A 13,059-nucleotide genomic window follows, 5' to 3' on the forward strand; every position below is an offset into this window, starting at 1 on the left:
GATCGAAGGCGTGAAAACCATCGCCGGACTTGTCGGACTGACCGCGATCGCACTCACCCTGAGTCCTGCCGTCGCCCGGGCGCAGGACGCGAACTGCTACGACACCACAGCCGGGCTGACCGTCGAGGAGCAGCGGCTCGACGACACGCTCGTCACCGGCGGCCCCGCCGTCGGGCCCGCGCTCGTGAAGCTCGCCGGCTTCGACGGCCGCGTCGCCGGCTTCACCGCCGCGCTCTGCCACCAGGCCGTGCCGAAGCAGGCGCAGCAGTTCGTGGAACGCGAAGGCAACGCGCTGTGGAAGGCCGCGGTCGCCCGCGCGCAGAGCACGATGCCCCTGGCGCACGACGCCTACGACGACCGCCCGCTCTACTGGGCGCGCGTGCAGCTCAGCAGCGCGCTCCGCCAGTGGAAGCCGCGGTTCGCGATCTCGCCGAACGAGCGCGCGAAGCTCATCCGGCAGTTCGACTGGGCCTCACGCGGCCTGAGCGACTCGGCGTTCCCCGCGAAGCCCGGCGTGCGCAGGATCGCCGTGACCGGCTTCGACCCGTTCCAGCTCGCCGGGACGAACGTGCGGCGCGCCAACCCCGCGGGAGCGGCGGCGTTGCAGCTCGACGGCCGTGAGATCACCACGCCGAACGGCAAGGTCGTGCTGCAGGCCGCGGTGCTGCCGGTGCTGTGGGGCGGGTTCGACGAGGGGGTCGTCGAGCAGTTCTACGGATCCGCGCTCCGGCAGAAGCCCGACGCGTTCGTGACGATCAGCCAGGGCAGGCCGGACCGCTTCGACGTCGAACGGTGGGCGGCGCGCTGGCGCGGTGGCTTCGGAGACAACAACGACGTCAGCTCGTACGGCACCGTCCCGAACGCGGCGGGCTGGCCGCAGCCGTCGAACGAGTTCATCGAGACCACGCTGCCGTTCCAGAAGATGATCGACGCGGGCACCGGGCCGTTCACCGTGAACTACAACCGGAGCTTCTGCGAGTGGGTCGTCGTCGGATCCCAGCAGTCGTGCCGCACGGACGAGCCGACGCCGGGCAGGGTCGCGGCCAGCGGTGGCGGCGGCGACTACCTCTCCAACGAGAGCATGTACCGGGCCAACCGCGTGCGAATCGGTTACGGCGCAACGAATGTCCTCGGTGGACATCTGCACACGCCGGTGCTCGGACAGCCCGCCGACCCGGCCGCGTTGACGGATTCGGCGTTCGAAAGTCAGCGTCGGGCCATCGCCGATCAGGTCAAGGCCCTAGTCTCTGTGGTGTGACTCGTGTGCGGCTGGCGGTGGCAATCTTCCTGAGCGCGTGGGCGCTGTCCGCGTGCGCGATTCAGGTAGGGGGGCAAGCGGTCCCCGGACCCATGCCGTCCACGGCCTCCGCCTCCGCACCCACGCTGCCCAAGGCCGGGCAGTGCATGAACGCCTACGAGCTGAAGGTGCTGCAGTGCACCGACTCGCACGAGGCCGAGGTCATGAGCGTGGGCGAGCTCTCCGGTCTGCCGTCGACCTATCCGGACACGCAGGCGCTGCGCAAGGCCGCGCTCCCGCCGTGCCGCCAGGTGCTCACCGACTACCTGGGCAGCGCGGACGCGGACTCCACGCGCCTGCGTGTCTGGGCGTTCTGGCCCAACGAGCAGGGCTGGAAGGACGGCCAGCGCTGGCGGCTGTGCACCGTCGTGGAGATCAGCCCGGACGAGAAGCCGCTGGCGCGCAAGGGTTCCGTGAAGGACGCGCTCAAGGGCAACGGCTTCGGCACGTTCCAGACCTGCACCCAGGGTTCGCCGTCCAAGGACCAGGAGGTCAAGGTCGTCGCCTGCAACACCTCGCACCTGGCGGAGGCAGTGCCCGGTGGTGTCGTGTCGCTCGGCAAGTCGACCGACCCCGCTCCGTCCAAGGAGCAGATGAACGCCATCGCGAACGACAAGTGCACGAAGGCCGTGCACGACTACCTGGGCTCGTCCAAGCGCACCGACGTGTTCCCCGCGTGGCGGAACCCCGGTTCGCAGGCCTGGTCAGAGGGTTGGACCAACGCCGTCTGCTACGCGGAGGCCACCAAGGCCTTCAGCAGCACTCTCCTCGGCATCCGGGACAACCCGCTCCCGAACTGACGACGCGATCACGACCATCAGCACGGCGGCCAGGGACAGCACCAGCATCGCGATTCCTGCGATCCCCACGGCACACCTCCCTTTCCGCCTTGGTGACGATCTTTGTGACCGCCATCACGTACTTAAGACGTTCCCGGAAGGGGCCAGGTTCATTCCTGGAGCAAGACCGTTTTTGCGAACCTGTGGAGAAGTCCCCAGCGCTGTCCACAGCCGTCCACAACATGTGCACAAGTCCGTCCACAGCTGTGGACAACTTCGTCTCAAGTGGACCATGAGCTGCGCTGACTCAGAGAAGATTGCTGCACAGGACCACGCCGGCAGCGGTACCGATCGCTAAACCGAGCCCGAAGACCAGGGTGTAGCGCCACCACGGCGTGCGGGCCGGTGGGGCGGGTGGCACCGGGTAGTAGCGCACGATGCCCGTCGTCGGGCCGACCTCGACATCGCGCTTCGAGCCGTCGTAGTGGAGTCCGCCGAGGAAGTCCTCGTCCTGCGTCACACGTTCAGTGATACCTCACCCAGGCGACCCCGTCACTCACCGCACCTGCTTGAAATGCACGCGGGGACCCTGCGTACGTTCTGAGAGTACGTAGGGTCCCCGCGTGAACTAAGAATCAGCCCAGGCGCTGCTTCAGGGCCGCCAGCTCGTCGCGGAGCGTGGTCGGGACCTTGTCACCGATCTTGGCGAACCACTCCTCGACCAGCGGGATCTCGGCACGCCACTCGTCGGCGTTGAACTCCAGCGAGGCCTCAATGTCTTCACGCGACGCGTCCAGGCCCTCGAGGTCCAGGTCGTCCGCGGTCGGCACGTAACCGATCGGGGTCTCCTGCGCGGCGGCCTTGCCCTCGAGGCGCTCGATGGCCCACTTCAGCACGCGCGAGTTCTCGCCGAATCCCGGCCACAGGAAGCGCTTGTCCTCACCGCGGCGGAACCAGTTGACGTAGAAGATCTTCGGCAGCTTGTCGGCGTCGGCGCGCTTGCCGAGGTCGACCCAGTGCTGGAAGTAGTCGCCGGCGTTGTAGCCGATGAACGGCAGCATCGCCATCGGGTCGCGACGGACGACGCCGGTCTTGCCGACCGCGGCGGCCGTGGTCTCCGACGACAGCGTGGCGCCCATGTAGGTTCCGTGCTGCCAGTCGCGCGACTCGGTGACCAGCGGGATCGTCGTGGCGCGGCGGCCGCCGAAGAAGATCGCCGAGATCGGCACACCCTTCGGGTCGTCCCACTCCGGCGCCTTGATGTCGCACTGCTCGATCGGCGTGCAGTAGCGCGAGTTCGGGTGCGAGGAGAGCTCCTCGCTGTCCGGCGTCCAGTCCTGGTGCTTCCACGAGGTGAGGTGGGCCGGGGGCTCGCCCATGCCCTCCCACCAGATGTCGCCGTCGTCGGTCAGCGCGACGTTCGTGAAGAGCGAGTTGCCCTTGGCGATGGTGCGCATCGCGTTCGGGTTGGTGTGGTAGTCCGTGCCGGGCGCGACGCCGAAGAAGCCGTTCTCCGGGTTCACCGCGTACAGGCGGCCGTCCTCACCGAAGCGCATCCACGCGATGTCGTCGCCGAGCGTCTCGACCTTCCAGCCGGGGATGGTCGGCTGGAGCATCGCGAGGTTCGTCTTGCCGCAGGCCGACGGGAACGCGGCCGCGATGAAGTAGACCTTGTTCTCCGGCGAGGTGAGCTTGAGGATCAGCATGTGCTCGGCGAGCCAGCCCTCGTCACGCGCCATTACGCTCGCGATGCGCAGCGAGTAGCACTTCTTGCCGAGCAGGGCGTTGCCGCCGTAGCCGGAACCGAAGCTCCAGATCTCGCGGGTCTCCGGGAAGTGCGAGATGTACTTGGTCTCGTTGCACGGCCACTGCACGTCTTCCTGGCCGGGCTCGAGCGGCGCGCCGAGCGAGTGCAGCGCCGGGACGAAGTCGGCGTCCTCACCGAACAGCGCGAGGGCCTTGGAGCCCATGCGGGTCATGATGTGCATCGAGACGACGACGTACTCCGAGTCGGTGATCTCGACACCGAGCATCGGCTTCTCCGCGTCGAGCGGGCCCATGCAAAACGGGATGACGTACATCGTGCGGCCACGCATGCAGCCCCGGTAGAGCTCGGTCATGATGGCCTTCATCTCGGAAGGGTCCATCCAGTTGTTCGTCGCGCCCGAGTCCTCCTCGCGCACCGAACAGATGTAGGTCCGCTCCTCCACACGAGCCACGTCGCTCGGGTCCGAGGCCGCCCAGAACGAGTTGGGCTTCTTCTTCAGGGGCACGAAGGTGCCGGCGTCGACGAGCTTCTTCGTGAGACGGTCCCATTCGCCCTGAGACCCGTCAGCCCAAACAACCTCGTCCGGGCAGGTCAGCTCAGCGACTTCCTGAACCCATGCGAGCAAGCGCGCGTGGTTGGTAGGTGCCTGTTCGAGACCGGGAATGGTCACTGCCGTCATCTCGTCTCGTCTCCTGACTGAACGCCTCGGCCGCCCGAGGACGTGGTGGTCCGGTGCAGGACTTCGTCGTCCTCGGGAATAGCTCCAGACGCCCGGTGGGGCCGGGCGTACGTGGAAGGGGATGGATCGAGGTTAGCCCGGTTAATGGTGGGTAAAGCACCCCCAGCCTGTCGCTTCCCTCACAAAACCGATTCTGGAATCGATTCAGCACTCGGACGGCGTTAAGGCGCGCTTGAGGTGGGAAAAACACAAGAGGCCTCGGTGCGGTTCTCACCACACCGAGGCCTGTGACCTGCGCTTCAGTTCAGACGTCAGTTCGGGCTGATCCACTGCCCGGTCGTGGAATCGATTCGGACGACGCCCTCGAACCGTTCTTCCTCGAACCAGTCGTCCGACTCGTCCAGAATGCCGCTCTTGGAGTCGGTGACGTACCGGCCGTCGGAGTCGATGTGCCCGTGCTCGACCTCGACCCAGTCGTCACCTCGGTGTTCCGACATCGTGACCTCGCCGGATCGCGTGATCTCGGTCGCCACGTCGGCCCGTCCGTCGCCGTTCTTGTCGGTGAACAGCCAGGTGTCGCCGTCGTCGTCGCGCACCACCGCGGTGTCGGCCTTGCCGTCCCCGTCGGTGTCCTCGGTGGCCTGCCCGACGTTTCGGTCACCTTCATCGGTGTCCACGACAATCGCCTGCTTGGGCGAAGAATTTGTTTTTTCTTGTTGAGAGTCGTTCGGGTCGACGGCAACCCACTCACCGGAATTCTCCTCGAACCGCGCCTGGCTCAGGAGATTGCCGTCCTTGTCGAACGTGCTCATCAGATCGGCGTCACCATCGCCGTTCGTGTCGGTGAACGCGAGGTGACCACCGTCATCGGTCTCGACCACGGCGGAGTCGTTCACACCGTCGTCGTTGAGGTCGAAGGTGACGTCGGCGGTGTACTCCTCGTCCTCGACGGTCACCTTCAGCTCGGCGTCGGCCGCACCGTTCTCGTCGATGTACACCGGGACACACCTCCTACTGCTCATGTACCGGTATGACCCACGTTATGCCGGTTCGGTTCCGTCGCCAACCGCCCGGCCCTGTTCGGATGACCTTCGGCGGCGGTAGGCGGCCTGGCGGCAGGCGTCGGAGCAGTACTTGCGCCGACGGCCGTACTGCTGGGCGGCCAGTGCGCACGGGCAGCCGACGCAACGGGACACGTCCGGCCCCGACTCGCTCCAACCGTGACGATCGCAATGAACGAGCGGGCCAGGCTCGGTGTTGAGAGCTCCCAGCAACTCCGCGCGGACAGGTTCGGGGAGCTCGACGAACTCGCCGTCCAGGAAGTCCCGCAAAACCATTGACCGCGACGGGTGGCGCAGCTTGGACATGACCTTCGACTCGATGAAACGAGCACGGGTGCGGTCGATCCCGTAGATCCGGCCGATTTCGTCCAGAGTGCGTGGGCGACCGTCCAGCAGTCCGAACCTGTACGTGATCACGCCTGCTTCTCTTGCGCTGAGAGTGCCCAGCACCGCGCGAAGCAGCCGCACGTAGGCGTCCGCGCCACCACGCTTTCCGGTCGGATCGAGGAAGCCGAGCTGTCGGCGCGTCATGCTCCCTCCTCGTCCCGCCGACCTCTGATGGCTCGGGTGCGGGGCAGCCGGTGGACCAGCGACTTGAACACGTTGACACAGTCGGAAAGCACGATGGGCACGTCGTCGCGATTGGCCCGGCAAAGAGCAACGACCACCACGACGCCGAAGACGAGCACCAGCAACGCGAGCAGGGCGGCGAGGGCAAGCACCACCAACACGGACAGGGACATCGGCGGCCTCCGGGCACGACGAAAGCCCCCTGGCGCGGAAGCATCCAGGGGGCGGGTGGTCTGGAAACGAAAAAGCCCCTGGCGGAGTGGCCAGAGGCGATGTCGCAGGCACGGGAGTGCGCGACCTGTGACCAGGAAATCACGCCGGAGGCAGCAGGTCAAGACATGTTCGTGCTGGTCAAGACATTTTCGTGCTTGTCAGGTGCAGGTCGACAGCAACACCGAGTTTCGTAACGCGTCAGGCGCGATCGCGGACCGAGCGGATGCGGCCCAGCAGTTCCTCCGCCTTCGCCCGCCCCGACTCCACCTCGGCCAGCTGACGGGTCACGGACTGCAGTTCGCGGCCCCGTTCGCCGGCCTCCATCCGCAACGCGCGGTCGACCTCGCGCAGTTCGGCCTCGATGGCCTCGATCCGCTTGGCGAGGGCCTCGTCCAACGCCAACGAGAGAGCCTGCTCGGCTTCGATGAGCTGCTCGGCGGCGATCTGGTCCACTGTGGACCGCGCATCGGCGATGGCATCGGAGAGCCACTGCTTGACGTGCTGTTTCTCGGCGGTGTGGGTGCGGGTGCGGGCCATCCACCAGCCCGCGCCGAGGCCCAGGGCGATCGTGACGGGCAGGACGACCGGGTTCAGGGCGGCGATGCCCAGGCCTGCCAGGGGCATCACGGCCAGTTTGCCCGCTCCCAGGCCACCGGAGACGCCCATGAAGACCAGGAGTTTGTCCTCGGCCGTTGGTGGGCGCTTTTCCTTGGGGCGCAACACGACTGGTGGTTGCTCGCCGCGGGCGAACTGGCCTCGGATCAGGGTCAGTTCCTCCGGGGAGAACAGGGTGGCCAGGACCGCGTCCGTCACCTGGGCCAGGCGGACGGACAGGGCTGTGGAGATTCGGCCGGAGACGACCTGCAGGGCGGTGTCGACCTGTTGGGGCAGGGTGGCCAGGGCGGTGCGGTCGGCGGCGTCGATGGCCTGGCGGTACCAGGTCTGCAGGTCGCGCATCTGGCGGGAGATCTCGTGCGAGTTCTCGACGCGGGCTCGTTGGATCTCGCCGCGCAGACGGACCTGCCAGCCTCGGGTCGAGGAACGGCGTTCGGTCTGCAGTTCCTCGCGGCGTGCCCTCAGGACGACGGCTTCGTCTTCGCCCACGGACAGAGCGCGCTTCTCGTGTTCAAGGCGCACAACGAGTTCGTCGAGCACTGTGGAGAGCGCGCGCAGGGCGTTGGCCTCGGCGAGCATTCCGGCGCGGCCCGCGACCAGCTCCTGCAGTGCGGTCTGCAGAGCGGCCACGCCCGACCGTTCGCGGAGCATCGCGGCGGCGTCCGGGTTCGGGGCCTGGGCCGCCATGCCGAACATGCGGGACGACACCGGGTAGAAGGTGGCGTCGGCGAAACGCGGGGCGTGCTCGGCCAGCAGGGCGCGGTCGGCGTCGAGGACCTGGCGCCAGCCGCGGTACTGGTCGGTCTTCGTCAGGGCGAAGACGACGGTTTCGACGCGGTCGCCCACGCGTTTGAGGAAGTCGAGCTCGCCGCGGGTGAACGGGGCCGAGGCGTCGACGACGAAGACCAGGGCCGTGGCCGAGGTGACTGCTTCCAGGGCCAGTTCGCCGTGCACCGACTCGAGGCCGCCGACGCCCGGAGTGTCCACAACGGACATTCGTTCCAGCAACGGGATCGGTGCGTCGACCTCGACGTAGCGCGGGGGCAGCTCGCCCTCGGGCAGCTCGTGGGCGGCGGAGACCCAGTTGATCAGCGCGGGCAGCGGGAAGCTGACGGGCGCGAGCAGGCCGGGGTAGCAGGCGCGGGCCGCCCACGACGGTCCGTGCTGGAAGACGAGGTACGTCGAGGTGGCGACGTCGGCGTCGACCGGCGAGAGGCCCGGCGTGGCCAGCAGGGCGTTGACCAGCGAGGACTTGCCGCGGTTGGTCTCGCCGACGATCACCACCGACGAAACTTCGGGTGCCGCCCTGCGCGCCACCCAGTCGGCCATGGACGGGTCGAGCTCGCGCACGAGAGAGGTGAGACGTTCGCGCGTCTGCCGGACTGTCTGGGAGAGGTTGCTCATCGGGCCGTGTAGACCGTCACGATCGGAGCGCGCAGAACACGTCCGCGATCGCAGAAGCCCGGCACCTCGGTCTCGGCGACCAGGCCCTGCAACGACAGGTCGTCCGTCGGCACGGTGCCGCCCGCTTCGTGCAGCGACGGGTCGAAGCGCTGACCGTCGGCCCGCAGCGCCACGACGCCTATGGACGACAGGCCCTCCTCGATGCGCTCGACGACGCCGGCACTGGCGCGGTCCAGCGCGTACAGGCACAGCTGCACCAGTGCGCGGCGTTCGGCCAGCGCCTGGTCGAGCAGCTCGTCGGCAATGGTCTCCACACCGTCGTCCGACGCCACTCCGGTCGGATCGGTTCCGTTCACGCTCATCGGTGCCCCCCAGCACGTAGTTGCTGCCAGATGAGGAAATACGCCCGGTGGACGACGTGCGCCACCCGAGCCTGGGCCGGCGTGGCGCCGAACGACGCGAACGAACGCCACCAGCCAGCACGTTCCAGCGAATACGCGACCAGTTCCTCGGCGGGACGGCCCCTGAGCCCGAGCTGACCCGCCACGTCCGGGGTGCTGCCGACGCGCAGCACCTCGTCGGTCAGGTCCTGGGCCAGCGTGACCGCACCGGACGACACCAGCGTGAGCGCCTCCAGCAGCCGCAGCTGGTGCGCCTCCGGCCTTGCCAGCAGGACCTCGATCGCGTCGTGCACGCGCTGCCGTTCACCCGGATCGCCCGCGGCCAGCGAGGTGACCGACGCCAGCGCGGCCGCGGCCTTGATGCCGTCGGCCCGCGCCCGGAACACCGCGTCCAGGCGGCCTCGCACGGCGGCGAACCCGGAGGCGTCGAACAGCACCCGCCGCAACGCCCCCGCCGTCAGTCCCGGCTCGGCGTCCAGGGCCTCCAGCGCGCGGCCGATGCCGTACAGGTCGAGCTTCTCCAGCAACCGCGAGCGCACGCCGGACGCGACGTCGCAGTCCCACGACGTGAAGAGGTCGCCGGACATCAGCATCATCGTGCGGGTGTCCACGTCCAGTGCCGCGAGCTGCCGCAACGCCTCCGCGTCCGCCGACGTGAACTCACCGGTCTCCGCCGACTCGGCGAGCAGGCTGATCACCGGCAGCACGTCGGCCACCCGCGGCCGCAGCAGCTGGGCCTGCTTCGACGCCAGGATCTCCGCGGCCCGCCACACCTCACCGTCCGAGCCCTCAACGGTTTCCGGCGCGACCGCGTCGACCTTGTTCAACGCGGCGATGGCGTTGACCGGCCCGGCGTCACGAGACGCGGTCGCGGCGGTGAAGGCCGCGATGGTGGAGTGGTCGTCCGCGCGCACGCCCTGCGTCACGACGTAGAGAACGGCTTCGGCGCCCGCGACCGCGTTGCGTGACACGGGATCCAGCAGTTCCTCGGTGCGTGCGACCGATGCCGCGTCCAGCGAACCGAGCCCTGGTGTGTCGATGACGGTGAAGTCGCGCAGCACGGCGTTCGTCAGGTACGCCTCGATGTGCGAAACACCTTCCACGCCCAGAGAAGCGGGAATCATGCCGTTCGCGTCGAACGGCAGCACCTGCCGCCGTCCGTCCTGGAGCACGACTTCGATGCGGTCGACTGTTCCGTACTGATAGCGCGTGACCAGCCGTGTGCACTCACCGACGTCGGTGGGCGCGACCCGCCGACCGATCAACGCGTTGACCAGCGTCGACTTCCCCGACTTGATCCGACCGGCCACCGCGACCTGCAACGGCGCGTGCAGACGGCGCAGCACCTCCTGAAAACCGGCGGCGGTCTGCTGGGAGACCTGTGGTTGCAGGGCAACGCACAAATGGGCCACCGCAGCACACAGCGGTCCGGCCAGTTGTTGTCCCTGCAACGCCGTCACGAGCACTGATCGTGCCACGGTTTGTACGCGTGCGTGCGCGGGTAGCCACAGCCCATGGGTGACAGCTACGTGACGTTCCTAGTGCTGGGGATCGTCCTGGTCGTGGTCGACGGCCAGCTGATCTACCACAGCGGCAAGGGATATCTGAGGCGTGCCGCTGCGTACGACGACGAGCAGGTCGGCGGGATGATGAAGCTCACCGCCGTGCTGTTCCACCTCGTCGTGCTCGGCCTGTTGGCGCTGGTGTCGATCATCAACATCGAGACCGGCGACGCCGTGAAGAACGTGGTCGTGAAGCTGGGCATCGTGCTGTTGCTGCTGGCACTGGCTCACGGCGTCACGATGGCGATCCTGGCCAGGATTCGGGATCGCCAGCTCCAGCAGCAGCTCGCGGACCAGATGGCCGAGGAGCACCGCATCTACGAGGAACGCCACGCGCACGTAGGCGAACCGCGACCCGCGCCCAAGATCGAGTCGCCTTACTCAGCCCCGTAAAGGGCACGCACGGCGTTCAGTGCCTCCCCCTCACTGGCGCCGAGCGACCGAGCGACGGCGACGAACTCCGCCGCGGCGGCGGAGAGCGGGTCCGGTGCATGCGAAGGCAGGGCAGCCACCACGGTGCCCTGCCTTCGTCCTGTCGTGAGGACCCCCGAGGTCTCCAGCTCCCGGTACGCCCGCGCGACCGTCCCCGCCGCGAGCCCGAGGTCCGCGGCGAGCTGCCGGATGGTCGGCAGCCGCGACCCGACGGGCAGCACACCACCGCTGATCAGCAGGACCAGCTGGTCGCGAACCTGACGCCAGGGCGCGACGCCGTTGTCGACGTCGACGACGATGCGGGGACCGGTCACTGGTTGATCTTCGTCGACCGCGGCTTGGTGTGCGCCATCGCGATCCACGCGAGGAGCCCGAAGAACCCGTACTTCCCCGGTATCAGCACAGCGGCCACCGCAGCCCCGAGACCAGCCGAGACGTGCACGCTGCGGGTGCGCAACGCCATGTCGACGCGCCCGTCACCGGTGGCAGGACGGGCGACCGCCGCCCAGGTGACCACCGCGACCGCCGCCACGGACGCTCCGAGCCACGACATTCGTTGCCACTCCCGCTCGATGCCGAGGTGGACCAGAACGCCGAGGACGATCACGGCGTACGAACCCAACACGGCCTTCGACGCGATGTCGAAGAGCCCGCGCGGGACGAGTGACGCCACCCGCTGGGCACTGCGAGACGGCCGCAACGCGATCAACTCGGCCAGCAGCGCACCACCGAGCACGATGATCACGAGGTGAGTCATGTCGTCGTCGAAGTCCGGGCCCAACCCGCCCGCCAGGTAGATCCAGGGGTAGAGCAGCCGACGCTTCCGCAGGTATCGCACGGCGTCCGTGACCTGCGCCTCCGTGGGATCAGCCACCTCCCACTTCTTCAGCAGACGCTTGCCCGTCGACGGCGTCGGCCAGAGCATCATCGTCAGCACCAGGCCGGCGGCACCCATGATCACAGCGGTCAAAGCCCACTCGCGCATCGAGCCCCCAAAGCTTTGTATCAACCCCTCGGCACAATAACTCACACTCAGGTAGTACGGTGCGTCAACCCGTGGCGCGACGCGCAGAAGTTCGACCCGCACCTAACCTTGTCCGGTGCGGCGGTTCAGCCTGTGGATGAAGGCTCATCCGGCGTTCGGGGACTCCCTGATCGCCGGGCTTTTGCTGATCTTCGACATGGGCGTCGGCCTCAGCACAACAGACCGCGGAGTGTCGTTCTCCGCGTTCTTCGCCGTGACGCTGCTGATGCTCGGCCCCCTGCCGTTCCGCCGCTACCACCCGATGGGCACCAGTTACCTGATCCTCGCGGGCGGGTTCCTGCAGCTGTTCACGCACGGCGGCGAGGCAGGCATCCCCGTCCGGATGTCCGACTTCGCGCTGGCCATCGCCCTCTACACCCTCGTCGCCTACATAGGCCGCAGGTCTGGCCTGATCTACTCGGCCTGGCTCCTCGCGGGCACGCTGCTCTGGGCGATCTTCCAGGTGGGCGAGATCCAGGCCGTGTTCCTCGTGTTCATGGTCTTCGTGATCTTCGGCTTCAGCTGGGCCATGGGCGAGTTCGTAGGAGCCCGCCGCGCCTACCAGAGCGAGCTGGAACAACGCCTCAAGCTCCTGGAAACCGAACGCGACCAGCAAGCCAAGATCGCAGTGGGCGAGGAACGCTCCAGAATCGCCCGCGAACTCCACGACGTGGTCGCCCACGCGGTGAGCGTGATGATCGTCCACGCCGACGGCGCCGCCTACACCATCAGGTCCCAGCCAGAAGTGGCCGAGAACGCGGTCCGCACGATCGCCGAAACCGGCCGCCTCGCCCTGACCGAGATGCGCCGCCTCCTGGGCGTCCTGCGCAGCGAGGACGCAGAAACCCAGTGGGCTCCCCAACCAGACGCCCGAGGGGTCGTCGAACTGGCGGAGAACACCAGAGCAGCAGGCGTCCCGGTCCGTCTGGAGATCAGCGGCGACGTGGACGACCTCCCAGCAGGCGTGGGCCTGAGCATCTACCGGATAGTGCAGGAAGCACTGACCAACACCATCAAGCACGCCGGAGCCGGCACCACAGCGATGGTCAAACTGGCCCGCACACCGGAAGAACTCCGTCTGGAAGTAACCGACAACGGCTTCGGCACACCACACGACGTGGTGAAAATCTCCGGCGGCAACGGCCTGATCGGCATGAGGGAAAGGGCAGCGGTCCTGGGAGGAGAGTTCGAGGCGGGCCCCAACCCAGGCGGTGGCTGGCGTGTCCGCGCGATCTTCCCCCTGGCCGCATAGGG

The 13,059-nt window shown here is 67.8% G+C and carries 13 protein-coding genes and 1 pseudogene; 4 read left to right on the forward strand and 10 right to left on the reverse strand.

All coding sequences use genetic code 11. The features are described from left to right. Nucleotides 1–10 precede the first annotated feature (10 nt). Together AOM45_RS53700 and AOM45_RS51660 are read left to right on the forward strand one after the other, a co-directional pair. Complete coding sequence (locus AOM45_RS53700) at nt 11–1,258, forward strand: PA0049 family protein (RefSeq protein WP_030465734.1); 1,248 nt, start codon at nt 11–13, stop codon at nt 1,256–1,258. After that, complete coding sequence (locus AOM45_RS51660; RefSeq protein ID WP_030465733.1) at nt 1,255–2,097, forward strand: septum formation family protein; 843 nt, start codon at nt 1,255–1,257, stop codon at nt 2,095–2,097. The genes AOM45_RS53700 and AOM45_RS51660 overlap by 4 nt, the downstream gene beginning before the upstream one ends. A 286-nt stretch (nt 2,098–2,383) precedes the next feature. Here AOM45_RS51660 and AOM45_RS01370 read toward each other — a convergent pair whose 3' ends face one another. From AOM45_RS01370 to AOM45_RS01405, 8 genes and pseudogenes are all read right to left on the reverse strand, one after another. Next, nucleotides 2,384–2,596: a hypothetical protein gene (locus AOM45_RS01370; protein ID WP_030465732.1), complete on the reverse strand. Its 213-nt coding sequence runs from the start codon at nt 2,594–2,596 to the stop codon at nt 2,384–2,386. Nucleotides 2,597–2,711: 115 nt separating this feature from the next. Next, nucleotides 2,712–4,523: a phosphoenolpyruvate carboxykinase (GTP) gene (locus AOM45_RS01375; RefSeq protein WP_030465731.1), complete on the reverse strand. Its 1,812-nt coding sequence runs from the start codon at nt 4,521–4,523 to the stop codon at nt 2,712–2,714. 311 nt (nt 4,524–4,834) lie between these two features. Continuing rightward, a complete protein-coding gene (locus tag AOM45_RS01380) occupies nt 4,835–5,521 on the reverse strand; it encodes a hypothetical protein (protein ID WP_030465730.1) in 687 nt (228 codons plus the stop codon). A 315-nt stretch (nt 5,522–5,836) separates the two neighbouring features. After that, nucleotides 5,837–6,043, reverse strand: a pseudogene (locus tag AOM45_RS52630) (sigma factor-like helix-turn-helix DNA-binding protein); the annotation flags it as partial. Between the two features lie 68 nt (nt 6,044–6,111). Continuing rightward, a complete protein-coding gene (locus AOM45_RS01390; protein WP_030465728.1) occupies nt 6,112–6,327 on the reverse strand; it encodes a hypothetical protein in 216 nt (71 codons plus the stop codon). 238 nt (nt 6,328–6,565) lie between these two features. Further along, on the reverse strand, nt 6,566–8,386 hold the full coding sequence (locus tag AOM45_RS01395) for a dynamin family protein (protein ID WP_030465727.1): 1,821 nt from the start codon (nt 8,384–8,386) through the stop codon (nt 6,566–6,568). Beyond that, nucleotides 8,383–8,748 carry a nucleotide exchange factor GrpE gene (gene grpE / locus AOM45_RS01400; RefSeq protein WP_030465726.1) on the reverse strand — a complete coding sequence of 122 codons (366 nt, stop codon included), beginning with the start codon at nt 8,746–8,748 and terminating at the stop codon, nt 8,383–8,385. Before grpE ends, AOM45_RS01395 begins: the two co-directional genes overlap by 4 nt. Beyond that, nucleotides 8,745–10,247, reverse strand: a complete 1,503-nt coding sequence (locus AOM45_RS01405; RefSeq protein ID WP_030465725.1) for a dynamin family protein — start codon at nt 10,245–10,247, stop codon at nt 8,745–8,747. Before AOM45_RS01405 ends, grpE begins: the two co-directional genes overlap by 4 nt. A 54-nt stretch (nt 10,248–10,301) precedes the next feature. Between AOM45_RS01405 and AOM45_RS01410 the strand changes: the two genes are divergently transcribed. Further along, nucleotides 10,302–10,742: a hypothetical protein gene (locus AOM45_RS01410; protein WP_030465724.1), complete on the forward strand. Its 441-nt coding sequence runs from the start codon at nt 10,302–10,304 to the stop codon at nt 10,740–10,742. Here the strand turns inward: AOM45_RS01410 and AOM45_RS01415 are convergent. Further along, entirely contained in the window at nt 10,727–11,095 is a 369-nt protein-coding gene (locus tag AOM45_RS01415; RefSeq protein WP_030465723.1) for a GntR family transcriptional regulator, read from the reverse strand. The two genes, AOM45_RS01410 and AOM45_RS01415, sit on opposite strands and share 16 nt — an antisense overlap. Continuing rightward, on the reverse strand, nt 11,092–11,766 hold the full coding sequence (locus AOM45_RS01420) for a hypothetical protein (RefSeq protein ID WP_051782835.1): 675 nt from the start codon (nt 11,764–11,766) through the stop codon (nt 11,092–11,094). Before AOM45_RS01420 ends, AOM45_RS01415 begins: the two co-directional genes overlap by 4 nt. Before the next feature lie 115 nt (nt 11,767–11,881). Here AOM45_RS01420 and AOM45_RS01425 point away from each other — a divergent pair, with 115 nt between their 5' ends. Continuing rightward, the gene (locus AOM45_RS01425; RefSeq protein ID WP_308202591.1) at nt 11,882–13,057 is read left to right on the forward strand and encodes a sensor histidine kinase; all 1,176 of its coding nucleotides are present in this window, start codon (nt 11,882–11,884) and stop codon (nt 13,055–13,057) included. The last annotated feature ends 2 nt before the right edge of the window (nt 13,058–13,059 follow it).

The sequence above is a fragment of the Lentzea aerocolonigenes genome, from assembly GCF_000974445.1.
GTDB lineage: Bacteria > Actinomycetota > Actinomycetes > Mycobacteriales > Pseudonocardiaceae > Lentzea > Lentzea aerocolonigenes.